22 protein-coding genes are annotated in these 23,996 nt (G+C 59.5%); 7 read left to right on the top strand and 15 right to left on the bottom strand.

Annotated features, from left to right (window positions below; genetic code table 11):
• Nucleotides 1-5: 5 nt before the first annotated feature.
• Both AC1Q6D_RS01405 and AC1Q6D_RS01400 read right to left on the bottom strand, forming a co-directional pair.
• On the bottom strand, nucleotides 6-671 hold the full coding sequence (locus AC1Q6D_RS01405; protein ID WP_047534660.1) for a fumarylacetoacetate hydrolase family protein: 666 nt from the start codon (nucleotides 669-671) through the stop codon (nucleotides 6-8).
• 37 nt (nucleotides 672-708) lie between these two features.
• Complete coding sequence (locus tag AC1Q6D_RS01400; RefSeq protein ID WP_103402854.1) at nucleotides 709-2,103, bottom strand: FAD-binding oxidoreductase; 1,395 nt, start codon at nucleotides 2,101-2,103, stop codon at nucleotides 709-711.
• Nucleotides 2,104-2,307: 204 nt separating this feature from the next.
• On the opposite strand from AC1Q6D_RS01400, the gene serA reads away from it, so the two are divergent.
• The gene (gene serA, locus AC1Q6D_RS01395; RefSeq protein WP_047534672.1) at nucleotides 2,308-3,537 is read left to right on the top strand and encodes a phosphoglycerate dehydrogenase; all 1,230 of its coding nucleotides are present in this window, start codon (nucleotides 2,308-2,310) and stop codon (nucleotides 3,535-3,537) included.
• Between the two features lie 123 nt (nucleotides 3,538-3,660).
• Here serA and AC1Q6D_RS01390 read toward each other — a convergent pair whose 3' ends face one another.
• Nucleotides 3,661-4,086, bottom strand: a complete 426-nt coding sequence (locus AC1Q6D_RS01390) for a DUF4399 domain-containing protein (protein ID WP_047534675.1) — start codon at nucleotides 4,084-4,086, stop codon at nucleotides 3,661-3,663.
• 135 nt (nucleotides 4,087-4,221) lie between these two features.
• Here AC1Q6D_RS01390 and AC1Q6D_RS01385 point away from each other — a divergent pair, with 135 nt between their 5' ends.
• A complete protein-coding gene (locus AC1Q6D_RS01385) occupies nucleotides 4,222-4,806 on the top strand; it encodes a transporter substrate-binding domain-containing protein (protein ID WP_103402855.1) in 585 nt (194 codons plus the stop codon).
• Between the two features lie 113 nt (nucleotides 4,807-4,919).
• Here AC1Q6D_RS01385 and AC1Q6D_RS01380 read toward each other — a convergent pair whose 3' ends face one another.
• Nucleotides 4,920-5,414 (bottom strand): 2-thiouracil desulfurase family protein, encoded by a 495-nt coding sequence (locus tag AC1Q6D_RS01380; RefSeq protein WP_103402856.1) that lies wholly within the window; start codon nucleotides 5,412-5,414, stop codon nucleotides 4,920-4,922.
• 2 nt (nucleotides 5,415-5,416) lie between these two features.
• A complete protein-coding gene (locus AC1Q6D_RS01375) occupies nucleotides 5,417-6,049 on the bottom strand; it encodes a 2OG-Fe(II) oxygenase (protein ID WP_103402857.1) in 633 nt (210 codons plus the stop codon).
• A gap of 108 nt (nucleotides 6,050-6,157) precedes the next feature.
• Here AC1Q6D_RS01375 and AC1Q6D_RS01370 point away from each other — a divergent pair, with 108 nt between their 5' ends.
• Nucleotides 6,158-6,910: a DUF2059 domain-containing protein gene (locus AC1Q6D_RS01370; RefSeq protein WP_047534682.1), complete on the top strand. Its 753-nt coding sequence runs from the start codon at nucleotides 6,158-6,160 to the stop codon at nucleotides 6,908-6,910.
• Between the two features lie 117 nt (nucleotides 6,911-7,027).
• Here the strand turns inward: AC1Q6D_RS01370 and bipL are convergent, their stop codons facing one another.
• A complete protein-coding gene (gene bipL / locus AC1Q6D_RS01365; RefSeq protein WP_103402858.1) occupies nucleotides 7,028-7,978 on the bottom strand; it encodes a phospholipase BipL in 951 nt (316 codons plus the stop codon).
• A 96-nt stretch (nucleotides 7,979-8,074) separates the two neighbouring features.
• Here bipL and AC1Q6D_RS01360 point away from each other — a divergent pair, with 96 nt between their 5' ends.
• A complete protein-coding gene (locus AC1Q6D_RS01360) occupies nucleotides 8,075-8,656 on the top strand; it encodes a DUF6436 domain-containing protein (protein ID WP_103402859.1) in 582 nt (193 codons plus the stop codon).
• A gap of 112 nt (nucleotides 8,657-8,768) precedes the next feature.
• Nucleotides 8,769-11,180 (top strand): penicillin acylase family protein, encoded by a 2,412-nt coding sequence (locus AC1Q6D_RS01355; protein ID WP_103402860.1) that lies wholly within the window; start codon nucleotides 8,769-8,771, stop codon nucleotides 11,178-11,180.
• Between the two features lie 126 nt (nucleotides 11,181-11,306).
• On the opposite strand, the gene AC1Q6D_RS01350 is transcribed toward AC1Q6D_RS01355, so the two are convergent.
• Entirely contained in the window at nucleotides 11,307-12,272 is a 966-nt protein-coding gene (locus tag AC1Q6D_RS01350) for a GlxA family transcriptional regulator (protein WP_047534694.1), read from the bottom strand.
• Between the two features lie 305 nt (nucleotides 12,273-12,577).
• Between AC1Q6D_RS01350 and AC1Q6D_RS01345 the strand changes: the two genes are divergently transcribed.
• Nucleotides 12,578-13,219, top strand: a complete 642-nt coding sequence (locus AC1Q6D_RS01345) for an HD domain-containing protein (protein ID WP_103402862.1) — start codon at nucleotides 12,578-12,580, stop codon at nucleotides 13,217-13,219.
• A gap of 143 nt (nucleotides 13,220-13,362) precedes the next feature.
• On the opposite strand, the gene AC1Q6D_RS01340 is transcribed toward AC1Q6D_RS01345, so the two are convergent.
• The 8 genes from AC1Q6D_RS01340 to AC1Q6D_RS01305 all read right to left on the bottom strand — a co-directional run bounded on the left by AC1Q6D_RS01340 (nucleotide 13,363) and on the right by AC1Q6D_RS01305 (nucleotide 22,115).
• On the bottom strand, nucleotides 13,363-14,253 hold the full coding sequence (locus AC1Q6D_RS01340) for an ABC transporter permease subunit (protein WP_103402863.1): 891 nt from the start codon (nucleotides 14,251-14,253) through the stop codon (nucleotides 13,363-13,365).
• A complete protein-coding gene (locus AC1Q6D_RS01335; RefSeq protein ID WP_047534701.1) occupies nucleotides 14,250-15,170 on the bottom strand; it encodes an ABC transporter permease subunit in 921 nt (306 codons plus the stop codon). The genes AC1Q6D_RS01340 and AC1Q6D_RS01335 overlap by 4 nt, the downstream gene beginning before the upstream one ends.
• Nucleotides 15,167-16,309 carry an ABC transporter ATP-binding protein gene (locus tag AC1Q6D_RS01330; protein ID WP_103402864.1) on the bottom strand — a complete coding sequence of 381 codons (1,143 nt, stop codon included), beginning with the start codon at nucleotides 16,307-16,309 and terminating at the stop codon, nucleotides 15,167-15,169. Before AC1Q6D_RS01330 ends, AC1Q6D_RS01335 begins: the two co-directional genes overlap by 4 nt.
• Before the next feature lie 71 nt (nucleotides 16,310-16,380).
• A complete protein-coding gene (locus AC1Q6D_RS01325; RefSeq protein WP_103402865.1) occupies nucleotides 16,381-17,478 on the bottom strand; it encodes a polyamine ABC transporter substrate-binding protein in 1,098 nt (365 codons plus the stop codon).
• Nucleotides 17,479-17,642: 164 nt separating this feature from the next.
• Entirely contained in the window at nucleotides 17,643-18,755 is a 1,113-nt protein-coding gene (locus AC1Q6D_RS01320) for a polyamine ABC transporter substrate-binding protein (RefSeq protein WP_103402866.1), read from the bottom strand.
• A 168-nt stretch (nucleotides 18,756-18,923) separates the two neighbouring features.
• Entirely contained in the window at nucleotides 18,924-20,288 is a 1,365-nt protein-coding gene (locus tag AC1Q6D_RS01315) for an aspartate aminotransferase family protein (RefSeq protein WP_047534711.1), read from the bottom strand.
• A 61-nt stretch (nucleotides 20,289-20,349) separates the two neighbouring features.
• Entirely contained in the window at nucleotides 20,350-21,708 is a 1,359-nt protein-coding gene (locus tag AC1Q6D_RS01310) for a glutamine synthetase family protein (protein ID WP_103402867.1), read from the bottom strand.
• Between the two features lie 77 nt (nucleotides 21,709-21,785).
• Entirely contained in the window at nucleotides 21,786-22,115 is a 330-nt protein-coding gene (locus AC1Q6D_RS01305) for a gamma-glutamyl-gamma-aminobutyrate hydrolase family protein (RefSeq protein WP_178083092.1), read from the bottom strand.
• 278 nt (nucleotides 22,116-22,393) lie between these two features.
• On the opposite strand from AC1Q6D_RS01305, the gene AC1Q6D_RS01300 reads away from it, so the two are divergent.
• Entirely contained in the window at nucleotides 22,394-23,770 is a 1,377-nt protein-coding gene (locus tag AC1Q6D_RS01300; RefSeq protein WP_090466477.1) for a glutamine synthetase family protein, read from the top strand.
• Nucleotides 23,771-23,996: the final 226 nt, after the last annotated feature.

Below are 23,996 nucleotides of genomic sequence, written 5' to 3'. Positions count from 1 at the left end.
CTCGACTAACGAACGCTGCTGGTGAAGCGGCTCGCGCCCGGCAGCTCCAGGACAATCTCATCGCCGACATTCAACGGCCCCACGCCCACTGGCGTGCCAGTGAGGATCACATCACCGGCCTGCAGCGAGAAGCAACCAGCCATGTGCTGGATCATCGGCACGATCGGGTTGAGCATCGCGCTACTGTTGCCATCCTGGCGAACTTCGCCGTTGATGGTCAGGCGAATACCGATGTCGGTGAGATCAGCGAAGGTGCTGCCGGATACGAACGGCGCAATCACCGCCGCGCCGTCGAAAGACTTGGCGATTTCCCAGGGCAGGCCCTTGGATTTCAGCTCGGCCTGCTTGTCGCGCAGGGTCAGGTCCAGGGCCGGGGCGAAACCGGAGATGGCGTCGAGCACTTCTTCACGGCTTGGCTTGGTCGACAATGGCTTGCCGATCAACACCGCGATTTCCGCCTCGTAATGCACCGAACCACGATCGGCCGGAATGCTGAAACCACCTTCCAGAGGCACCACGCAACTGCCCGGCTTGATGAACAGCAATGGCTCGGTCGGGACCGGGTTATCCAGTTCCTTGGCGTGTTCCGCGTAGTTACGGCCGATGCACACCACTTTCCCCAGCGGGAAATGAATACGCGTACCGTCGACATACTGGTGCTGATAGCTCATGGACCGACTCCTGGTTCGTAGCGCTTGAATTCGAAAATCAAACAGCGAAAATCTTGCCCGGGTTCATGATGCCGTTCGGGTCGAACACCGCTTTGACGGCTTTCATGTACTCGATCTCAACCGGGGAACGGCTGTAGGTCAAGTAATCGCGCTTGGTCATGCCAACACCGTGTTCGGCAGAGATCGAACCGTTGTACTTCTCGACGGTTTCGAATACCCACTTGTTGACGGTCGCGCACTTGGCGAAGAACTCGTCCTTGCTCAGGTTGTCCGGCTTGAGGATGTTCAGGTGCAGGTTGCCGTCACCGATGTGACCGAACCAGACGATTTCGAAATCCGGGTAGTGTTCGCCGACGATCGCGTCAATTTCCTTCAGGAACGCCGGGACTTTCGACACAGTGACCGAAATGTCGTTTTTGTATGGCGTCCAGTGGGAAATGGTTTCGGAGATGTATTCGCGCAGTTTCCACAAATTCTGCAGCTGGGTTTCGCTTTGGCTCATCACGCCGTCCAGCACCCAGCCCTGCTCGACGCAGTGTTCGAAGGTTTCCAGCGCGTGATTGGCCACTTCTTCGGTCGTCGCTTCAAATTCGAGCAGTGCGTAGAACGGGCAATCGGATTCGAACGGCGCCGGCACGTCGCCACGGGCCATGACTTTGGCCAGGGCTTTATCGGAGAAGAATTCGAAGGCGGTCAGGTCGAGCTTGCTCTGGAACGCGTGCAGCACCGGCATGATCGAGTCGAAATCAGCTGTACCGAGGACCATCGCGGTGAGATTTTTAGGTGCCCGATCCAGACGCATGGTCGCTTCGACCACAAATCCGAGGGTGCCCTCGGCGCCGATGAACAGCTGACGCATGTCGTAGCCGGTGGCGTTCTTGATCAGGTCGCGGTTGAGCTCCAGCACGTCGCCCTTGCCGGTGACCACTTTCATGCCGGCCACCCAGTTACGGGTCATGCCGTAGCGAATCACCTTGATCCCGCCGGCATTGGTGCCGATATTGCCGCCAATCTGACTCGAACCTGCCGAAGCGAAGTCCACCGGGTAATACAGGCCGTTTTCTTCGGCCACGTTCTGCAAATGCTCGGTCACCACGCCCGGCTGACACACGGCGGTGCGGTCGGTGAGGTTCACATCGAGAATCTGGTTCATGTAGTCGAACGACACGACCACTTCGCCATTAGCGGCCACGGCGGCGGCGGAAAGCCCGGTACGGCCACCGGATGGCACCAGTGCCACCTTGTGTTTATTGGCCCACAGGACAATGGCCTGGACCTGTTCGGTGGTCTTCGGGAACACGATGGCGGTCGGGGCCGGGGCAAAATGCTTGGTCCAATCCTTACCGTAAGCATTCAGGGAGTCGGCATCGGTCAGCACCTTGCCGGGCTCAACCAGGGTCTTCAGCTCATCAATCAGGGCAGGATTGGTCATCGACAGAACTCTCGAACAATTCATGGTCATCCTGAGAACGCTTCACGTCGCAGGAATGAGTGTTTAGCGGGGCGCATATGCTAGCATACCGACCCCGCAGCATAGTGCCCAACGGCTGTTCTGCGGCGACGGCTTTCCTGCCGTCCGGGTCAGCGTCTGCTGGCTATCTCCTGCCATTTATCTCCGGGATACAGGTTTACGCAGATGAGCAAGACTTCTCTCGATAAGAGCAAGATCAAGTTCCTTCTTCTCGAAGGCGTCCACCAATCGGCTGTCGACGTCCTCAAGGCGGCGGGCTACACCAGCATCGAGTACCTCACAGGTTCTCTGCCGGAAGCCCAGCTCAAGGAAAAGATCGCAGATGCTCACTTCATCGGCATTCGCTCGCGCACTCAACTGACCGAAGAGATCTTCGATCACGCGAAAAAGCTCGTGGCTGTAGGGTGTTTCTGCATCGGCACCAACCAGGTCGACCTGGACGCGGCCCGCGAGCGCGGTATCGCTGTGTTCAACGCACCGTACTCCAACACGCGTTCCGTTGCCGAGCTGGTGCTGGCCGAGGCGATCCTGTTACTGCGCGGTATCCCTGAGAAGAACGCTTCCTGCCACCGTGGCGGCTGGATCAAGAGCGCGGCCAACTCCTTCGAAATCCGTGGCAAGAAGCTGGGCATCGTCGGCTACGGCTCGATCGGTACTCAACTGTCGGTCCTGGCTGAAGGCCTGGGCATGCAGGTGTACTTCTACGACACCGTGACCAAGCTGCCATTGGGTAACGCCACCCAGGTCGGCAGCCTGAACGAGCTGCTGGGCATGTCCGACATCGTGACCCTGCACGTGCCGGAAACCGCTGCGACCCAGTGGATGATCGGCGAGAAGGAAATCCGCGCCATCAAGAAGGGCGGCATCCTGATCAACGCCGCGCGCGGCACCGTGGTCGAACTGGACCACCTGGCCGCCGCCATCAAGGACAAGCACCTGATCGGCGCTGCCATCGACGTATTCCCTGTGGAGCCACGCTCCAACGATGAAGAGTTCGAAAGCCCGCTGCGTGGCCTGGACAACGTGATCCTGACCCCGCACATCGGTGGTTCCACCGCCGAGGCGCAAGCCAACATCGGTCTGGAAGTGGCAGAAAAACTGGTCAAGTACAGCGACAACGGCACCTCGGTATCGTCCGTGAACTTCCCGGAAGTGGCCCTGCCGGCTCACCCTGGCAAGCACCGCCTGTTGCACATCCACGAGAACATTCCGGGTGTGATGAGCGAGATCAACAAGGTCTTCGCCGAAAACGGCATCAACATTTCCGGTCAGTTCCTGCAGACCAACGAGAAAGTCGGCTACGTGGTTATCGACGTAGACGCCGAGTACTCGGAACTGGCGCAAGAGAAGCTGCAACACGTCAACGGCACCATCCGTAGCCGCGTGTTGTTCTAACGGCAGCTACAAGCCGTAAGCTTCAAGCGGCAAGTAGCGTTCGCCTCTGCTTTTACTTGAGGCTTATCGCTTGAAGCTTGCAGCTATAAAAAAGGGAGCCCCAGCGAAGCGGGCTCCCTTTTTTTATTTCACATTGACGGTGATCTTCTTCGAGACGATCGGCGGGTCGAACGGCATATGGCCGCTGTCGCCCAATTCCAGCTGAAGAGTGTGTTTGCCCGGTGTCAGGGTTATTTCAGCCTGGGTCTGTGCCTTGCCGAAGTGCAGGTGGTTGGCATCGTTGGGAATCGGCGCGCCCGCCGCCGGCAGTTTGTCGACATCGATCAACAAGTGATGGTGGCCCGTGTTCTTGGTGGTATCGCCTGCTGGCGCCAGCGCGATGTTCTCGACAGCGAATTTGACAACGACAGTTTGCGGAACCGTGGCACCGTCCGCGGGAGAAACAATGGACACTACTGCACCCTCGGGTGCCATTGTGGCCGCGCTGGCCAGCACAGAAACGCCCATCAGCAGGCCAGCCAAAGCAGCACGTGACATAAAGGTTTTCATTCTCTTCTCCAGTTTTTCCGTAAAATCCGCATGACCATCACAACTTCATGGTCAATCGTTGTCGAAGGCACTCGACAACCATAGCAAAGCGAGCCTGAATCAGAGGGTCGCCATAAAAAATTCAAAGGAGTGACCATGCGCTTTCTGCCTGGCCTGATCTGCCTGCTACCCCTTCTGAGCCCTTTGGCTCATGCCGAACTGATTGATGACGTAAACGACCGCGGTGAACTGCGCATAGCCCTTGAAGCTAATACACCCCTTTTCAATTTCAAGAAAGACGACAAGCTTGAGGGCTTCGAAGTTGAATTGGGTCAACTGCTCGCCGACGAACTGGATGTTCGGGCTGACTTCGTCGTCACCGACGGCAGCGATTTGCTGACCGGTGTCGAAAGCGGCAAGTACGACATCGCCATCAATCACATAACAGAGACCCCGGCGCTCAAGGAACGTTTCGACTTCAGCGAACCTTACAGTCGCGCCGATGCACAATTGATCGCGCAGAAGGACGAGCCACGCTCAATGCTGCTGGTGCAATCACTGACAGAAGAGAAGCCGAAAACCCGTTCGCCCGTGAACCTGGCGATTCCGTTTCAGAAGGGCAATCCGGCATTTCATGCCAGCCTGGAAAACGCATTGCAGCGGATCAAGGCCGATGGCCGGCTTCAGGCGCTGGAGGAGAAGTGGTTTGGGGCAGAGGCGGGTGCAACGCTGAAACAATGACTCTGCAGGAGCGAGCTTGCGCGCGAAGGACTCCAGTGCGCCGCGTTTACCCAGCTCACACGCGTTATCGTTGACGACCATCGCTGCGATGCGGCGATCCGACAGGCCAGTTCCTACAGGGGTCGGTTCAGCGCCGCGAGGGCTGCCGCCGCTTCAGCCAGCTCCAGCTCGCTGAAGACTTGCACGCCGTGGCGCTTGAGCAGTGCAGCCGTCACGCCTTCGCCACTGACCTTCACCCCACTGAACGTGCCGTCATAGGTCAGCAGATTGCCGCAGGACGGGCTGTTGGCCTTGAGGATGGCAATGCGGATGCCGTGCTGTTGCACCAGTTCCAGTGCCTGACGGGCACCACTCAGGAACTGAGCGCTGACGTCCTCACCCTCGGTCGTCAGCACTGATGCCTGGCCATCCAGCACCTCACCACCCTGCCCACCGGGAATTTCGGCAGCGGCCCGTGGCGTCGGCAATCCTCCGGCGACCTCCGGGCACAACGGCACGACGCGGCCTTCGTCGAGCCATGCCTGAAGCGGATCGAACGGCCCGCTGGCCCCGCCGTCGTAACGTACGCGATGCCCCAGCAGACAGCGGCTTACCAGAATTTTCTGCATGATCAGAAAGGCTCGTTGCCGCGACGCCGGAACCATCCGGTCAGCGACAGGCGCTCGCGGGTCGCAGGCAACACTTCATGGGGAACTTCGCCCGACAGGAAGACCACCAGGCAGCCCCCGGTCGGTATCACATCGTATGCCGCACCTTCATCCAGGTACATGCGCAACTGACCACCGTGTTCGGGCAGCCAGGCGTCGTTGAGGTAGACCACCGCCGAGACCATGCGTCGGTCGTCATCGCGAAACCGGTCGACGTGCTGGAGGTAGAACGCCCCCGGCGGGTACATCGCGAAATGGCTTTCGAAATCTTCCAGGCCCAGGAACAGATCGCGGTTCATGGCCTCGCGCAGGCTGTCCATCAATCCCAGATAGCTGTCGCAAGCCTCGGCCTGACCGGGCTCGATCCACTGGATATGATCGCCGCGAATGCCCTCGCGAATCTCCGAGGTGGGCCCGCGCCCTACCGCAGCCGGGGCCAGTTCACCCTCGGCAGCACGTTTACGGCACTCGGCCGCCAGTGCTCGGGTCAGATCCAGAGGCAGGAAAATATTCTGCTGCGACCAGCCATTGGCGGCCAGGTCATCGACGATTCGTAACAGCAACGGGTGATCAGAAGGTATTTGCATGGCGCGCATAGTATTCCTGCGCCTGAAAATCCGACAGAGCCACGCAGCGGGTTGATACGAATTCTCGACAAGTCCGTATGCCACACGGAGAATAGTCGCCTGCTGACAGGAGTCCCTATGCGCCGTTTGCTTTTCTCCCTGCTGATGTTCTGCGTTTTGCCCGCTTGGGCAGACGGCCATGACCAGTTGTACAAGGTCGCCGGCTGGCCAGAGCAACGCGCGCATTTCAACGATGCCCTTTCAGCCGCCCAGCAGCGCTACCAGAGCAGCCTGCCACCCGCCGTGTTCCAGGCACTGGTCAACAACAGCAATCAGCGCTTTGACCCTAAAGCCGTGGACCAGCGCGCCGAATCGCAACTGCGCAAGAACCTCGCCGATCCGAAACCGGCACTGAACTTCTTCCAGTCGCCCCTGGGCAAGAAGATCGTGGCCGCCGAATTGCTGGCGACCCGCCGCGATCAACTGGCGAAAAACGCCAAGGGCTTGCCGAAGATGCAGGCCAGCGACAGCCGCCTGTTGATCATCGGTCACCTGGCCCAGGCCCTGCCCGCTCGCGAGGCCGGTGCGGAAGTCAGCCTGGCGATTGCCGGTGTCGCGGCCGACAGCCTGAGCGCGATGATCCCCGGCCTGCTCGGCGCCGGCCAGGCGCAAGGCATGTTGAACGGACAGCGCCAGCGCTTGATGGAGCAGATCGGCAGCGACCTGAACAACACCCTGCTGTATGTCTACCGCGATCTGTCGGATGAAGAACTGGAAGAGTTCGCCACATTTGCCGAGTCGGCAGAGGGCAAGGCTTATTACCAGGCGGCCCTGGCGGCGATTCGGGCGGGGCTGGCGGTGGGGCAAAGTACGTCGAACCTGGCCCAGTAATGTTTGGGAGCCCGATCATCGCCATCGCGAGCAGGCTCGCTCCCACAGCTCATTCGTCCATTTTGAAAGGGCACAAATCCTGTGGGATCGGTCTTGCCCGCGATGGGGCACGCATGGTCACTGACCATTCCGGCCCTTGATCCGCCTGGTCAAGAACCCGAAGTACTCCCCTCGCAACGCCGGCACTTCATTCGCCAGATGATGCCTTGCCTCAGGCAGCATCAGCACCTGCGGCCGATCAAACTTGCCTCGCAGCACCTCAAGGTTATGTTCCCAATCCACGGTCATGTCCGCCTGGCCTTGCACAATCAGTGGTCGCCGGGGGCTCGCCGGTGCGGCTTCGACGCGTTTGATCCAGCGTGCCAGCGCGCCCACCCAAGCCGTCGGCAGACGCAGTGGCTGCAAAGGATCGGCCTGCAGGAAGGGCAAAAATTCCGGGTCGTTGGAGTTTTCGCTGAAGCGTCGGGCAATGCCTTTGACGAAAGGCTTGAGCAGGTAATAGCTGAATTTCGACCAACCCCACGCCCGCGGCCGCACCAGCGGTGCCAGCAGAATCACCTGGCCCTGCGCCGGGCTGCTCGCCCCCGCATTGAGCACATGATCGATCACGATGGCGCCGCCGGTGCTTTGCCCGCACAAATGCCACGGTTGCGGCAGCTCCAGGGATTGCGCCTCGTTGAACAGCCCTTGCAGGGTGTCCTGGTATTCGGCGAAATCCCTGATGCTCGCCCGCTCGCCGCTGGACAACCCATGCCCCGGCAAATCGCAGGCAATCACGGCAAACCCCTGATCCAGCGCCCACTCGATCACGTGCCGATAAAGTCCGGTGTGATCATAAAAGCCATGAAACACAAACAGCGTCGCCTTCGCCCGTTCGGGCCACCAGAACTGGCTGACGACTTCATAGCCATCGACCTGAAAACGCCCCAGTCCGCTGCGTACATTGCGCGTAGAAAAATCCAGCCCGTAAAACCGCTGATAAGCCTGTGCCTCGACTGACAGCGGCTGCCTCTCGGCCAATGGACGCAGGCTGGCGCGCAGGTGATCAGGGTCGAAGGTGGCCGGCATGAATGATTCCAGAGCGTGAAACGGACTTTATGGATCTGCGATATTCATCTGTCGCAGCAAGCATGGCAAGCTAGCCGACTTTCAAGGAGTGAACCCATGCGCTCGCCCGTCCGCGCCACCCTGTTTGTCAGCCTGCTAGCGCTCGTGTGTGCCGGGGTGCTGTGGGCTGCTTACGACTGGTTTCAGGGGCGTTACCTGCGTGCGTTCAGCGATCACACCGCCTTGTTCTCCGGTGATCCGCTGCGCCTTCCCGCTGACCTCGCCGGCCCTGGCGCCATCCGCCTGGTGCATTTCTGGGACCCGTCCTGTCCGTGCAACGTCGGCAATCAACAACACCTGACCGAACTGGTCGAGCGCTACGTACCGCAGGGGGTGGAGTTTTTTTCGGTTCAAAAGCCCGGCAGCCATGGCCAGCTACCCGGCACCTTGAGCCGCCTGAAAAGCATCGAGGTTTTGCCCGGTGCCGAGCAAATCCCTGCCAGCCCGGCCGTGGCGATCTGGGATCGCAGCGGCAAACTGGCGTATTTCGGCCCCTACAGCGAGGGCCTGACCTGCAACTCGAGCAACAGCTTTATCGAACCGATTCTGCAAGCACTGAACGAAGGCCGTGAAGTGAGTGCCACGCACACGCTCGCGGTGGGCTGTTACTGCCCCTGGCCCGTCGATACCGCAAAGTAGGGAAACACAGGGCCAGACGAATCCCTCCTACGAGCGATGGGCCAAACCGGCCTGCCATGTTAAACAGTGGCGCCTGGGAATCGCTGTTCACACATGACAACAAGGAGACACCATGAAACGTAGCCTGACCGCACTCGGTTTGCTGATCGTCGTGCTTGCCGCTGGAGCCGGCTGGTACGTCTACAGCAAACAGCCGTCACGCCAGGGCATGGTGGAACTGCAACACCTGCAAGGTTCGGTCACGGTGCGCTACGACGAACGTGGCATCCCGCACATCCGCGCCGAAAATGAATCCGATCTGTACCGCGCCCTCGGCTACGTCCATGCCCAGGACCGGCTGTTCCAGATGGAAATCCTGCGTCGCCTGGCCCGTGGCGAGCTGGCCGAAGTGCTGGGGCCGAAACTGCTCGACACTGACAAGTTGATGCGCAGCCTGCGCATTCGCGAGCGCGCCGAAACCTACCTCGCAAACCTGGACAAACAATCCCCCGCTTTCATCGCCATGCAGGCCTATCTGGATGGCATCAACCAGTATCAGGACACTCACGCAAAACCCGTGGAGTTCGATGTACTGGGCATCCCCAAGCGCCCGTTCACGGCCCTGGACACCATCAGCATCGCCGGTTACATGGCCTACAGTTTTGCCGCGGCGTTTCGCACCGAACCCCTGCTGACCTACGTGCGCGATCAACTGGGCGCCGACTACCTGAACATTTTCGATCTCGACTGGCAGCCCAAGGGCGTATTGGCGAAGCGTCACAATGGCACGGCGCTGTCGCTGGCCAGTACAGACTGGAAAGACCTGAACGCCCTCGCCCGCCTCAGCGAACAGGCGCTGGCCGACAATGGCCTGCCGCAGTTCGAAGGCAGCAACGCCTGGGTCGTCGCCGGCAGCCGAACCAAAAGTGGCAAACCGCTGCTGGCAGGTGACCCGCATATCCGCTTTTCCGCACCATCGGTGTGGTACGAAGCGCAACTCTCGGCGCCGGGTTTCGAACTCTACGGCCACTATCAGGCGTTGATGCCCTTCGCCTCGCTGGGCATGAACCGTGACTTCGGCTGGAGCATCACCATGTTCCAGAACGATGACCTCGACCTGATTGCCGAGAAGGTTAATCCGGATAACCCCAACCAGGTCTGGTATCGCGGCAAATGGGTGGACATGGTGACCACCGAACAGCAAATCGCGGTCAAGGGTCAGGCACCGGTCACACTGGTGTTGCGCCAGTCGCCCCACGGCCCGATCGTCAACGATGCGCTGGGCAGCGGCGTGGGCAAGACGCCGATCGCCATGTGGTGGGGTTTTCTCGAAAGCCAGAACCCGATCCTCGAGGGCTTCTATCAGCTCAATCGCGCCGACACCCTGGCCAAGGCCCGCAGCGCTGCCGCCAAGGTCCAGGCACCCGGCCTGAACATCGTCTGGGCCAACGCCAAGGGTGACATCGGCTGGTGGGCCGCCGCACAGCTACCCAAGCGCCCTGCGGGTGTGCGCCCCGGCTTTATCCTCGACGGCAGCACTGCTGATGCTGACAAGGACGGTTTCTATCCCTTCAGCGCCAACCCGCAGGAAGAGAATCCGGCGCGGGGCTACATCGTCTCGGCCAACTTCCAGCCGGTGTCACCGACGGGTATGGAGATTCCCGGTTATTACAACCTCGCCGACCGTGGTCAGCAGCTTAATCAACAGCTCAGCGACAAGGGCATCAAGTGGGACCTGGAATCCAGCCAGAAGCTGCAACTGGGCACCACCACCGCCTACGGCCCTCGCCTCCTGGCGCCATTGCTGCCGGTATTGCGCACCGTGGTGAGCGATCCCGCCGAACTGAAACTGGTGGAGCAACTGGCCCAGTGGAAGGGCGACTACCCGCTGGAATCCACCAGCGCCACGCTGTTCAACCAGTTCCTGTTCAATCTGGCTGACGCGACGATGCACGATGAATTGGGCAACGACTTCTTCGAAACACTGCTTTCGACCCGCGTGATCGACGCCGCGCTACCACGCCTGGCCGCCAGCCCCGACTCACCCTGGTGGGACAATCGCAACACGCTTGGCAAGGAAACCCGGGCCGATACCGTCAAGGCTGCGTGGCAGGCCAGCATCGCCCACCTCAAGACCACCCTCGGTCCGGACTTCGCGCAATGGCAGTGGGGCAAGGCTCATACGCTGACCCATGGCCACCCGTTGGGGCAGCAAAAACCATTGGACCTGATTTTCAATGTCGGCCCGTTCGCGGCCCCCGGCAGCCATGAAGTGCCAAACAACCTGTCGGCCAAGATCGGCCCGGCGCCCTGGCCGGTGACTTATGGCCCGTCGACCCGGCGCCTGATCGACTTCGCCGACCCGGCCCACAGCCTGACCGTCAACCCGGTCGGCCAAAGCGGCGTGCCGTTCGACCGTCACTATGACGATCAGGCCGAGGCGTATATCGAAGGGGTTTACTACCAGGCGCACCTCAATGATGAAGAGGTGACAGCCAATACGCGCAGTACATTGAAGCTGTTGCCGGCGCGGGGTGCTCAGTAAATTTGTTTTGGCTGGACTGGCCCCATCACTAGCAGGCTAGCTCCCACATTGGTCCGGTGTACGCAGATCCATTGTGGGAGCTAGCCTGCTAGCGATGAGGCCCGCGAGAAGAGCGCAAATCCTGGCTCAAACCATCGCCGCGAAGTTCAGCCTGAACTGTTGCGGCGTCACCCCCAGCCTGCGGTTGAACACACTGCGCATGTGCTGGGCATCGCGGAAGCCGCATTGATAGGCCACTGTCTTGAGCGGCGCACCCGTGCTTTCCAGCATCACCCGCGCCGCGTCTACCCTGGCCCGCTCGACGAATTCGGCCGGAGTGATTTTCGCTTCCCTGGCAAACACCCTGGAAAAGTTGCGCGCGCTCATGTTGGCGGCATTGGCCAGATCGGCGATGGTCAGGTCGCCGGTCAGGTTGGCCAGCACGTAGTGCTGCACCATCGCCACTGCCGAAGTCGGTTCGGCGTGGGGCGTCAGGAACGGGCTGAACTGTGACTGGCCGCCCGAGCGCTGGGTGAACACCACCAGTCGTTTGGCCACGCTCAAGGCCACTTCCGGCCCATGGTCGCGACCCAGCAGGTACAACGACAAGTCGATCCCCGCCGTGACGCCGGCCGAGGTGTAGAGCTCGGCGTCCTGCACGTACAAGCGATCGGCTTCGACCCGAGTCGTTGGGCAAAGCGCCGCCAACGCGGCGGCATCACTCCAATGCGTGGTCACGGTCCGCCCCTCCAGCAAACCCGCCCGGGCGAGCATGAATGCACCATTGCAGATCGAGCCAAAACGTTGCGCCCGGCCGCAGGCATCGTGCAGCCAGGCATTGAAGGCCGCACCGAAATCCGTGAACGGCAACTGAGGTCCACCCGCCACCAACAGCAAGTCGCAGGCCTGCAATGCTTCGCTGAAATGTCGATGGGCGTTGAGTGACAGGCCGTTGGAGCACGCCATCGCGCCGCGCTCGACGCCTATCACTTGCAGCTGATAGTGATCCTCAGGGGCGAGAAATCGATTGGCTTCGGAAAACACGTCCATGGGACCGGTGACGTCCAGCGATTGCACGCCGGCGAATACCACGATGGCAACGGTTTTACTCATGACGTGAATTGCCTTCTATGGATCGGATCACACCGTCTCCTGTAGGAGCGAGCCTGCTCGCGATGGATGTCAACGATGACGCGGGCTGCCTGGATGAACGCGGCGCTCTTGCGTCCATCGCGAGCGGGCTCGCTCCTACAGGGGCTGTGTGCAAACTTAGCCAATCCACACCCAACAAGCGAGGTTGGCGCGATATGCACGCTCATTGGCCGGGATCGCAGCCATGGATCGATTGTTCGCTCCGGGGTGGACGAACAGACTGAAACCCTCAGCGCCGCCACGGCGTTCATCACGAGGGAACTCCCATGAGCACTACCATTGCCGGCATCAAAATCCCTGACAGCGCCTTGGCCAAAGCCACCACCGAATACATCCGCGACATCGAATCAGACCTGCTCTATCACCACTCGCGCCGGGTGTTTCTGTTTGGTGCGCTAAGCGGCGAACGCAAGCGACTGGCCTACAACCCTGAGCTGTTGTACGTCGGCGCGATGTTCCACGACCTCGGCCTGGTGGAAGGCTACCGCAGTGACAACGAACGCTTCGAAGTCGATGGTGCCAATGCGGCGGTCGCGTTCCTCAAGCCCTACGGGCTCAGCGATGACGATATCGAGCAAGTCTGGTTGTCGATCGCCCTGCACACCACACCCGGCGTGCCCCAACATTTGCGGCCAACCGTCGCGCTGGTGACCGCCGGTGTAGAAATGGACGTGCTGGGGATGGACTATGCGGCCTTTAACCCCGTGCAGCGCGAAGCCGTGGTGCATGCGCATCCACGAGGCGAAGGGTTCAAGGAGTGCATCATCTGCGCCTTTGCCGACGGCTTGCGCCATCGTCCACAGACCACGTTCGGCAACGTGAAGACGGATGTGTTGGTGGATCAGGAGCCTGGGTTCAGACCGATGAACTTTGTCGAGGTCATCCGCAAATCTCCCTGGGTTGCCTGATTTCCAAACCACCTGTGAGAGCGAGCCCGCTCGCGAAGGAGTGTCAGTCAACGATGATGTCGACTGGGAGTCCATCGCGAGCAGGCTCGCTCCTACAGTGGATCAGGGTCAGCCACGAAATTGTGGCCAACCCCACATCAAGCTCAAGCCGCTTCCGGTGCCTGCGCGCGACGCACATCCGGTTGCTTCCACGAATCGGCAGCGCTTTCTTCGATGGCCTGTTGAATCGCCCGCTTGCGGCTTTCTTCGGCGCGGCGGCTGAAGAACCACACCAGGAAGGTCATCAGCGACACCGCCAGCAGAATCAGACTGGCCACGGCGTTGATCTCCGGCTTCACGCCCAGGCGTACCGCCGAGAACACTTCCATCGGCAGGGTGGTGGAACCCGGACCCGACACGAAGCTCGCCAACACCAGGTCATCCAGGGACAGGGCGAAGGACATCATGCCGCCAGCCCCCAGGGATGGCGCGATCATCGGGATGGTGATCAGGAAGAACACCTTCCACGGCCGTGCGCCGAGGTCCATGGCCGCTTCTTCGATGGACAGGTCCAGCTCACGCAACCGCGCCGAGACCACCACCGCCACATACGCCGCACAGAACGTGGTGTGAGCGATCCAGATGGTGACGATGCCGCGTTCCTGCGGCCAGCCGATCATCTGCGCCATGGCCACGAACAGCAGCAACAGCGACAGACCGGTGATCACCTCGGGCATGACCAGCGGCGCGGTCACCAGGCCGCCGAACAGGGTACGACCCTTGAAGTGGGTGATACGGGTCAGGACGAACGCCGCCAGTGTACCCAGTGCCACCGCCGCTACCGCCGTGTAGCAGGCGATTTCCAGCGAGCGCACCACCGAGCCCATCAGTTGGGTGTTGTCGAGCAGACCGACGTACCACTTGATCGACCAGCCGCCCCACACCGTCACCAGTTTCGAGGCGTTGAACGAGTAGATCACCAGGATCAGCATCGGCGCATAAATGAACAGCAGACCCAATACCAGCATCAGGCTGGAGAAACGGAAGCGCTTCATTCTTTACCCTCCATTTCCTTGGCCTGACTGCGGTTGAACAGAATGATCGGCACAATCAGGATCGCCAGCATCACCACCGCCAGGGCAGACGCCACCGGCCAGTCACGGTTGTTGAAGAATTCTTGCCAGAGCACTTTACCGATCATCAGGGTTTCCGGACCGCCGAGCAGTTCCGGGATCACGAACTCGCCCACCACCGGAATGAACACCAGCATGCAGCCGGCGACGATGCCGTTTTTGGACAATGGAATGGTGATCTTCCAGAAGCTGTTGAACGTGCTCGAACCCAGGTCGGACGCGGCTTCCAGCAGGCTATGGTCGTGCTTCACCAGGTTGGCGTAGAGCGGCAGGATCATGAATGGCAGGTAGGAATAAACCACGCCGATGTAGACCGCCAGGTTGGTATTGAGGATCTGCAGCGGTTCGTTGATCCAGCCCATGCTCATCAGGAAACCGTTGAGCAGACCGTTGTTGCTGAGGATCCCCATCCACGCATACACGCGGATCAGGATCGCGGTCCAGGTCGGCATCATGATCAGCAGGACCAGCACCGTTTGCAGCTCTTTGCGGGCACTGGCGATGGCGTAGGCCATCGGGTAGCCGATCAGCAGGCAGAGGATGGTGCTGATCAGCGCCATCTTCAACGAGCCGAGGTAGGCGGCGATGTACAGCTCGTCGCCGGCCAGCGTCGCGTAGTTGCCCAGGTTCAACAGCACCTGCAGCTTCTGCTCGGCGTAGCTGTAGATCTCGGTGTACGGCGGAATGGCCACGTCGGCTTCGGCGAAGCTGATCTTCAGGACGATGAAGAACGGCAGCATGAAGAACAGGAACAGCCAGATGAAAGGAACCCCGATGACCAACTGACGGCCACCGGGAATTATTCGATTGAGGCGGCGTTTGAATTTGCGCATGTTCATGAGCGAAGCACCACGCCGCTGTCGTCTTCCCAGTACACGTAGACCTGATCACCCCAGGTCGGCCGCTGGCCACGGCGCTCGACGTTGGCGACAAACGACTGGACGATCTTGCCGCTCGGCAGTTCGACGTAGAACACCGAGTGACCGCCGAGGTAGGCGATGTCGTGCACCTTGCCGCTGGACCAGTTGTATTCGCAGGTCGGCATGGTTGGGGTCACGAGCAGTTTTTCCGGGCGGATCGCGTAGGTCACGGACTTGTCTTGCACCGAGGTGCTGATGCCGTGGCCGACATAGATCTGGCGATCCAGGTCCTTGCAGGTGATGGTCGCGTGGCCTTCGGCGTCATCGATCACTTCACCGTCGAAGATGTTGACGTTGCCGATGAATTCGCAGACCAGGCGGCTGGTCGGGGTTTCGTAGATGTCGATCGGGCTGCCGATCTGGGCGATCCAGCCCAGGTGCATGATCGCGATGCGCTCGGCCATGGTCATGGCCTCTTCCTGGTCGTGGGTCACCATGACGCAGGTTACGCCGACGCGCTCGATGATCTCCACCAGCTCCAGCTGCATTTGCGAACGCAGTTTTTTGTCCAGTGCCCCCATCGGTTCGTCGAGCAGCAGCAGCTTCGGCCGCTTGGCCAGGGAACGAGCCAGGGCCACGCGCTGACGCTGACCGCCGGACAACTGATGCGGCTTACGCTTGGCGTACTGGCTCATCTGCACCAGCTTGAGCATGTCAGCCACGCGCGCATCGATTTCAGCGGCGGGCAGTTTGTCCTGCTTGAGGCCGAAGGCGATGTTCTGCGCCACGGTCATGTGCGGGAACAAGGCGTAGGACTGGAACATCATGTTGATCGGCCGCTCGTACGGCGGCATATCGGTGATGTCTACGCCATCGAGGAAGATGCGCCCTTCGGTCGGACGCTCGAATCCTGCGAGCATGCGCAGCAAAGTGGATTTGCCCGATCCCGAACCGCCGAGCAGGGCGAAAATCTCGCCTTTCTTGATTTCCAGGGACACATCGTCCACGGCAATCGTCTCGTCGAACTTCTTCGTGACCCGGTCGATTTTGACCAACACCTCTTTAGGTAATTGGTCGCCCTCGAGGGCTTTCTTATAGGCGCCGGAGGCAACTGCCATTTACGAAACTCCCAGAAAAAGAGTGCAGTTCGCTCAAGGTGAGCCAACCTTGGATAGTTTGAGTCTTGAAGCTATTTACCCGACTTGACCTTGGTCCAGCTGCGGGTCATCAAACGTTGAATGTTTGGCGGTAACTCGATGGACACGTAAGTCTTGTCGAGCACGGCTTGCGGTGGATAAACCGCTTCGTCGGTGCGAATGGATTGTTCCATCAGTTTGTCCGACCCCGGGTTAGGGTTGGCGTAGCCGACGTAATCACTGACCTGAGCGATAACCTCAGGTTTCAGCAAATAGTTGATGAACGCGTGGGCCTCTTTGACGTTGGCCGAGTCCTTCGGAATCGCCAGCATGTCGAACCATAGTGCGCCACCTTCCTTGGGAATGGTGTAGGCGATCTTCACGCCTTTCTTGGCTTCTTCGGCACGGTTGCGTGCCTGGAACATGTCGCCGGAGAACCCGACGGCGATGCAGATATCGCCATTGGCCAGGTCGGTGATGTATTTGGACGAATGGAAGTACGTCACGTAAGGCCGTACCGCCAGTAACTTGGCTTCGGCCTTTTTGTAATCTTCAGGGTTGGTGCTGTTGGCGTTCAGGCCCAGGTAATTGAGAACGGTGGGCATCATTTCGTCAGCGGAATCGAGGAAGGCTACACCGCAGCTGTGCAGCTTCTTGATGTTTTCCGGCTCGAACAACACCGCCCAGGAATCGATCGAATCGACGCCCAGCACGGCCTTGATCTTGTCGACGTTGTAGCCGATGCCGTTGGTGCCCCAGAGGTATGGCACGGCGTACTGGTTACCCGGATCGTTCTGCTCCAGGCGTTTGAGCAGGACCGGATCAAGGTTGCCGTAGTTGGTCAGCAGTTTCTTGTCGAGCTTCTGGAAAGCGCCGGCCTTGATCTGCTTGCCAAGGAAATGGTTGGACGGCACGACCACGTCGTAACCGGTGCGCCCGGCCAGCAACTTGCCTTCCAGGGTTTCGTTGGAATCGAAGACGTCATAGACCGGTTTGATGCCGGTCTCTTTCTGAAAGTCCGCCAGGGTGGTCTGCCCGATGTAATCCGACCAATTATAAACATGCACGGTGCCGGCGGCCTGGACACTGACGGCAAGCGTCAACCCGGCTGCGGCCAGCATGGCATTGCGCAACAAAGAAAAAATAGGCAAGTGGAGGTCCTCTAAAATTAGTTGGGCCCAAGTTGCCCCGCGTTACATGACAGCCATGGCTGCCTGGCAACAAAACCGGCGCGCAACTTACCCTCGAAAAACCGTTCCAGCAAACTTTATGAAAATCCCTGTAGGAGCGAGCTCGCTCCTACAGGAGTTGTTACTTACTTACCGGATTTGATCTTGGTCCAGCTGCGAGTCAGGATTCGCTGGGTCGCGGCCGGCAAGTCGGCAATCGCGTACAGCTTGGCCAGCACGTCCGCCGGCGGGTAGATGCCTGGATCGCTGGTGATGTCTTTATCCACCAGTGGCGTGGCAGCCGCGTTACCGTTCGGGAAACGCACGGCATTGGTGATTGCAGCCATGACTTCCGGCTTCTGCAGGTAGGTCATGAACTTGTAGGCGCCTTCGACGTTTTCGGCATCTTTAGGGATGGCGACCATGTCGTAGAAGCTGCCCGCACCTTCTTTCGGAATGTTGTAGCTGACTTTCACCTTGTCACCGGCTTCAGCCGCGCGGGACTTGGCCTGGTAGATGTCGCCCGAGTAACCCACGGCCACGCAGATGTTGCCGTTGGCCAGGTCGGAGATGTACTTGGAAGAGTGGAAATAAGCGATCGAAGGACGAACCTTCATGATCAGCGCTTCAGCCTTGTCGATGTCTTCTTTCTTCTGGCTGTCGGTTGGCAGGCCCAGGTAGTGCAGCGCCACCGGAATCATCTCGGTTGGGGAATCGAGCAGGCTGATACCGCACGACTTCAGCTTGGCGGCGTTCTCAGGCTTGAAGATCAGATCCCAAGAATCGGTCGGTGCGTCGGCACCCAGTGCAGCCTTGACCTTCTCGGCGTTGAAACCGATACCGATCGAACCCCACATGTACGGGAAGGCGTGCTCGTTGCCAGGGTCGCTGACCGATACCGCCTTGAGCAGGTCCGGGTTCAGGTTTTTCCAGTTAGGCAGCTTGGACTTGTCCAGCTTCTGGTAAACACCGGCCTTGATCTGCTTGGCCAGAAAGTTGTTCGACGGTACGACGATGTCGTAGCCGGACTTGCCTGCCAGCAACTTGGCTTCGAGGGTTTCGTTACTGTCGAAAACGTCGTACACGACTTTGATGCCGGACTCTTTTTCGAAGTTCGCGATGGTGTCCGGAGCGATGTAATCGGACCAGTTATAGACGTGCAACACCTTGTCGTCCGCCTGAACCGCGCTCGCCATAATGCCCATCAGGGACATGGCGAGAAGAGTCTTGCCAGCAAACATTTTGCCTAATGCCTTCATGCGTGATGCTCCAAATTTTTCTCTTTTGAACCACTATGTTCAGCGGCCGAACCCGGGCAACTGGAACCGCGGCTAGTCTGGCAAGATCCGAGGCGGTCTTTCAACAAAAGGCCGCCTCTTATGGCCGTGCCGAGCGAAAGTTTCATACTCCCGCTCAGAGCCTAGCACTTAGCCCTGCAATGCACTGAGGGTCAGGTCCAGGCACTTGCGTGCCTTGGTCACCAACTCATCGATTTCCGCCAGTGTAATCACCAGGGGTGGCGCGATGATCATGGTGTCGCCCACGGCGCGCATGATCAGGCCGTTATCGAAGCAGAACTGCCGGCAGATCATGCCGACGCCCTTGCCTTCGTAACGCTTGCGAGTGGCCTTGTCCTGCACCAACTCGATAGCCCCCAACAGACCGACCCCACGAACTTCGCCCACCAATGGGTGATCGTTCAGTTCCCGCAGACGTTTCTGCAAATACGGTGCCGTTTCGTTGTGCACGCGCTCGATAATTTTTTCTTCGCGCATGATGCGGATGTTTTCCAGTGCCACCGCAGCCGCCACCGGGTGCCCGGAGTAGGTGAAGCCATGGTTGAAATCGCCGCCTTCATTGAGCACCGCCACCACTTCGTCACGCACGATCAGGCCACCCATAGGGATGTAGCCGGAAGTCAGGCCTTTGGCGATGGTCATCATGTCAGGCTTGAGGCCGTAGAAGTCGGAGCCGAACCACTCACCGGTGCGGCCGAAACCACAGATCACTTCGTCCGCCACGAACAGGATGTCGTACTTGGCGAGGATTTCCTTGATGCGCGGCCAGTAGGTGTCTGGCGGAATGATCACGCCGCCGGCGCCCTGGATCGGTTCGGCAATAAAGGCGCCCACGTTGTCGACGCCGATCTCCAGAATCTTCTCTTCGAGCTGGTTGGCAGCCCAGACACCGAACTCCTCCGGTGTCATGTCACCGCCTTCGGCGAACCAGTACGGCTGGGCGATGTGGACGATGCCCGGGATCGGCAAGTCGCCTTGTTCATGCATGTAAGTCATGCCGCCCAGGCTCGCGCCGGCCACGGTGGAACCGTGATAGCCGTTCTTGCGGCTGATGATGACTTTCTTGTTCGGCTGGCCCTTGATCGCCCAGTAGTGACGAACCATGCGCAGCATGGTGTCGTTGCCTTCGGAGCCGGAACCGGTGAAGAACACATGGTTCATGCCTTCAGGCGCGATGTCGGCGATGGCTTTGGCCAGCTCCAGCACCGGTGGGTGAGCGGTCTGGAAGAACAGGTTGTAGTAAGGCAGTTCGCGCATTTGTTTGCTGGCGGCATCGGCCAGTTCATCGCGACCGTAACCGATGGCCACACACCACAGGCCAGCCATGCCATCGAGAATCTTGTTGCCTTCGCTGTCCCACAGGTAAACGCCCTTGGCGTTGGTGATGATCCGTGGGCCTTTTTCTTTCAACTGCTTGAAGTCGCTGAACGGGGCCAGGTGGTGATCGTTGCTCAGGGCTTGCCATTCACGGGTTTGCGGGTTGTTGCTGGTCATACCAATCTCCTAAAGAAAATCAGGTGGAGGCGCCGTCTGGCGACAACGGACGCCCGGCGTGTCAGACGGCAAAGAGCAGGAACTCCCGTTCCCACGAACTGATCACGCGCTTGAAGTTTTCATGCTCGGCCCGCTTGACCGCCACGTAGCCAGTAATGAAATTTTTGCCCAGGTACTTCTCGATGGTCGCGCTGTTTTCCATGCGTTCCAGCGCATCTTCGATGGTCAGTGGCAGGCGCAGGTTACGGCGTTCATAGCCACGGCCCACGACCGGCGCACTCGGGTTCAGTCCTTCGACCATGCCGATGTAACCGCAGAGCAGGCTCGCGGCAATCGCCAGGTACGGGTTGGCATCGGCGCCCGGCAGGCGGTTTTCCACCCGACGGTTTTGCGGCCCGGCATCCGGAACCCGCAGGCCCACGGTGCGGTTTTCTTCGCCCCACTCCACGTTTACCGGTGCCGAGGTGTCCGGCAGGAAACGGCGGAACGAATTGACGTTGGGCGCAAACAGCGGCAACAGCTCGGGAATGAGTTTCTGCAAGCCACCGATGTGGTGCAGGAACAGCTGGCTCATGGTCCCGTCTTCATTGGAGAAGATGTTCTTGCCGGTTTCGATGTCGATGATGCTCTGGTGCAAGTGCATGGCACTGCCGGGCTCGCCGGTCATGGGCTTGGCCATGAAGGTCGCCGCCACGTTGTGCTTGAGCGCGGCCTCGCGCATGGTGCGTTTGAACACCAGGATCTGGTCGGCCAGGGACAAGGCATCGCCGTGACGGAAGTTGATTTCCATCTGCGCCGTGCCGTCCTCGTGGATCAGCGTGTCGAGGTCCAGCTCCTGCAATTCACACCAGTCGTAGACGTCTTCGAACAGCGGATCGAATTCGTTGGCCGCTTCAATGGAAAACGATTGGCGACCGGTTTCAGGGCGCCCGGAACGGCCGATCGGCGGCTGCAACGGGTAATCCGGGTCATCGCTGCGCTTGGTCAGGTAGAACTCCATTTCCGGCGCCACAATCGGCTGCCAGCCCTTGTCGGCATAGAGTTTCAGGACTTTTTTCAGCACGTTGCGCGGCGACAGCTCGATCGGGTTGCCTTGCTTGTCGTAGGTGTCGTGAATGACGATGGCGGTGGGCTCGATGGCCCAAGGCACCATGTACACCGCGCTCTGGTCGGGACGGCAGATCATGTCGATGTCGGCCGGGTCGAGCAGCTCGTAGTAGATGTCGTCTTCGACGTAATCGCCGGTCACGGTCTGCAGCAGCACGCTCTCTGGCAGGCGCATGCCCTTTTCGGCGATGAATTTGTTGGTCGGCGAAATCTTGCCCCGGGTGATACCGGTCAAGTCGGCGATCATGCATTCGACTTCTGTGATCTTGTGGTCTTTCAACCAATCGGTGAGCTGGTCGAGGTTGTTACTCATAAATGCCTCTAGGCTTTGAGTTTCCTGACTCTTGCAGGAGTCGGGCAATGTTTGACGCATCGGCGCCGCGTTGGAATTCAGGTGTACGAAAGGCTATCGTGTTTTTTTTGCACCACGCCGCAAAATGCCAGGCGTGCAGAATCGCAAGCGGCGCCCAAGGCAATGGAGGCGCCACTATTATTGTGAATCGGTTCTATATTGAATGGAGTAACCGTAATGGGGGTGCCATCAAGGCCGTCCAGAATATCGGACGCTAAGGGTCGATTCGCCAGCGACGGAAAGATCACCGGCACGCCGGGAGCCGCGAAGGCTGCGACGCTGACGTGAATATCGCCACTGATGTGATAAGCATGCAGACCGTTCTGCTGACCGCAGTCGGTGATGCCGATTAACGACAGGCGAGACATGTAGCACCCCGGTATTATTGCTGTTATGGGTTTGATTCGAGCTTAGCCTTGTTCATTTTTTTACACAACACCCCCGTAAAAAATACAACACGGCCCGCTCAAGCATGCAGACGGCATAGCGCTCAGGGGCATAAAAACGCCCCAAAGTGCCTCAAAAAAGCCGCACGAGCGCTTTTTTGGGGCAAAAACGGCCTCGCTTGACTTCGGCATGCCGTTCGGGTTGACTGGAATCCGAAGAGATCAATGATTGATATTTTTAACAACAAAGGTGTTGCATCATGTCGGTACCCCCGCGTGCCGTTCAGCTTAACGAAGCGAACGCGTTCCTTAAGGAACATCCTGAGGTTCTGTACGTTGACCTTCTGATTGCGGATATGAATGGTGTGGTGCGCGGCAAGCGCATCGAACGCACCAGCCTCCACAAGGTTTACGAGAAAGGCATCAACCTGCCGGCCTCTCTATTTGCTCTGGATATCAATGGTTCGACGGTGGAAAGCACCGGCCTGGGCCTGGACATCGGCGATGCTGACCGAATCTGCTATCCAATTCCCGACACCCTGTGCAACGAGCCATGGCAGAAGCGCCCGACCGCGCAACTGTTGATGACCATGCACGAACTCGAAGGTGATCCTTTCTTCGCCGACCCGCGCGAAGTGCTGCGACAAGTCGTAACCAAGTTCGATGAGATGGGCCTGACCATCTGCGCCGCGTTCGAACTGGAGTTCTACCTGATCGACCAGGAGAATGTGAACGGCCGCCCACAACCACCGCGCTCGCCGATTTCCGGCAAACGCCCGCACTCGACACAGGTTTACCTGATCGACGACCTCGACGAATACGTCGACTGCCTCCAGGACATTCTGGAAGGTGCGAAAGAGCAAGGCATCCCGGCCGACGCCATCGTCAAGGAAAGTGCCCCGGCGCAGTTCGAAGTGAACCTGCACCACGTGGCCGACCCGATCAAGGCTTGCGACTACGCGGTCCTGCTCAAGCGCCTGATCAAGAACATCGCCTACGACCATGAAATGGACACCACCTTCATGGCCAAGCCTTATCCGGGCCAGGCGGGCAATGGTCTGCATGTCCACATCTCGATTCTCGATAAAGACGGCAAAAACATTTTTGCCAGTGAGGATCCCGAGCAGAACGCCGCACTGCGTCACGCGATCGGCGGTGTGCTCGAGACCCTACCGGCGCAGATGGCGTTCCTCTGCCCGAACGTCAACTCCTACCGTCGTTTCGGCGCACAGTTCTACGTGCCGAACTCGCCGTGCTGGGGCCTGGACAACCGCACTGTCGCCCTGCGCGTACCGACCGGTTCCGCCGACGCGGTCCGCCTGGAACACCGCGTGGCCGGTGCCGACGCCAACCCCTACCTGCTGATGGCTTCGGTCCTGGCAGGCGTGCACCACGGTCTGGTCAACAAGATCGAACCGGGCGCTCCAGTGGAAGGCAACAGCTACGAGCAGAACGAGCAGAGCCTGCCGAACAACCTGCGCGATGCACTGCGCGAGCTGGACGACAGCGAAGTCATGGCCAAGTACATCGATCCGAAATACATCGATATCTTCGTGGCCTGTAAAGAGAGCGAGCTGGAAGAGTTCGAACACTCCATCTCCGACCTCGAGTACAACTGGTACCTGCATACCGTGTAAGCGGTTGCAGTAAAAAAGGAACGCCGTTGGCTGCTGAAGCCTGCGGCGTTTTTTTATGGACGCCTGCGGCGGATCGCCAGCAGGGCTAGCTCCCACAGTTGATCTCCAGTGAACATAAATTCCGTGTACACCAGAAATTTCTGTGGGCGCTGGCTTGCCCGCGATGGCGGCCGACGAGACAACACGCAACCCCGCTCGTACAATGCCCGCTGCCCCGCAGGAGACT

Source organism: Pseudomonas sp. MT92, from assembly GCF_058792515.1.
Note: the sequence above shows the minus strand (reverse complement) of the source record. Positions and strands in the feature narration are given on the sequence as shown.

Excerpts from the sequence above, each read along its gene's own strand:
- AC1Q6D_RS01390 (WP_047534675.1), bottom strand. The coding sequence starts at position 4,086 with ATGAAAACCTTTATGTCACGTGCTGCTTTGGCTGGCCTGCTGATGGGC.
- AC1Q6D_RS01345 (WP_103402862.1), top strand. The coding sequence starts at position 12,578 with ATGAGCACTACCATTGCCGGCATCAAAATCCCTGACAGCGCCTTGGCC.
- AC1Q6D_RS01320 (WP_103402866.1), bottom strand. The coding sequence starts at position 18,755 with ATGAAGGCATTAGGCAAAATGTTTGCTGGCAAGACTCTTCTCGCCATG.
- AC1Q6D_RS01350 (WP_047534694.1), bottom strand. The coding sequence starts at position 12,272 with ATGAGTAAAACCGTTGCCATCGTGGTATTCGCCGGCGTGCAATCGCTG.
- AC1Q6D_RS01375 (WP_103402857.1), bottom strand. The coding sequence starts at position 6,049 with ATGCGCGCCATGCAAATACCTTCTGATCACCCGTTGCTGTTACGAATC.
- AC1Q6D_RS01315 (WP_047534711.1), bottom strand. The coding sequence starts at position 20,288 with ATGACCAGCAACAACCCGCAAACCCGTGAATGGCAAGCCCTGAGCAAC.
- AC1Q6D_RS01310 (WP_103402867.1), bottom strand. The coding sequence starts at position 21,708 with ATGAGTAACAACCTCGACCAGCTCACCGATTGGTTGAAAGACCACAAG.
- AC1Q6D_RS01360 (WP_103402859.1), top strand. The coding sequence starts at position 8,075 with ATGCGCTCGCCCGTCCGCGCCACCCTGTTTGTCAGCCTGCTAGCGCTC.
- AC1Q6D_RS01340 (WP_103402863.1), bottom strand. The coding sequence starts at position 14,253 with ATGAAGCGCTTCCGTTTCTCCAGCCTGATGCTGGTATTGGGTCTGCTG.
- AC1Q6D_RS01305 (WP_178083092.1), bottom strand. The coding sequence starts at position 22,115 with ATGTCTCGCCTGTCGTTAATCGGCATCACCGACTGCGGTCAGCAGAAC.
- AC1Q6D_RS01330 (WP_103402864.1), bottom strand. The coding sequence starts at position 16,309 with ATGGCAGTTGCCTCCGGCGCCTATAAGAAAGCCCTCGAGGGCGACCAA.
- bipL (WP_103402858.1), bottom strand. The coding sequence starts at position 7,978 with ATGCCGGCCACCTTCGACCCTGATCACCTGCGCGCCAGCCTGCGTCCA.
- serA (WP_047534672.1), top strand. The coding sequence starts at position 2,308 with ATGAGCAAGACTTCTCTCGATAAGAGCAAGATCAAGTTCCTTCTTCTC.
- AC1Q6D_RS01300 (WP_090466477.1), top strand. The coding sequence starts at position 22,394 with ATGTCGGTACCCCCGCGTGCCGTTCAGCTTAACGAAGCGAACGCGTTC.
- AC1Q6D_RS01335 (WP_047534701.1), bottom strand. The coding sequence starts at position 15,170 with ATGAACATGCGCAAATTCAAACGCCGCCTCAATCGAATAATTCCCGGT.
- AC1Q6D_RS01385 (WP_103402855.1), top strand. The coding sequence starts at position 4,222 with ATGCGCTTTCTGCCTGGCCTGATCTGCCTGCTACCCCTTCTGAGCCCT.
- AC1Q6D_RS01355 (WP_103402860.1), top strand. The coding sequence starts at position 8,769 with ATGAAACGTAGCCTGACCGCACTCGGTTTGCTGATCGTCGTGCTTGCC.
- AC1Q6D_RS01370 (WP_047534682.1), top strand. The coding sequence starts at position 6,158 with ATGCGCCGTTTGCTTTTCTCCCTGCTGATGTTCTGCGTTTTGCCCGCT.
- AC1Q6D_RS01405 (WP_047534660.1), bottom strand. The coding sequence starts at position 671 with ATGAGCTATCAGCACCAGTATGTCGACGGTACGCGTATTCATTTCCCG.
- AC1Q6D_RS01380 (WP_103402856.1), bottom strand. The coding sequence starts at position 5,414 with ATGCAGAAAATTCTGGTAAGCCGCTGTCTGCTGGGGCATCGCGTACGT.
- AC1Q6D_RS01400 (WP_103402854.1), bottom strand. The coding sequence starts at position 2,103 with ATGACCAATCCTGCCCTGATTGATGAGCTGAAGACCCTGGTTGAGCCC.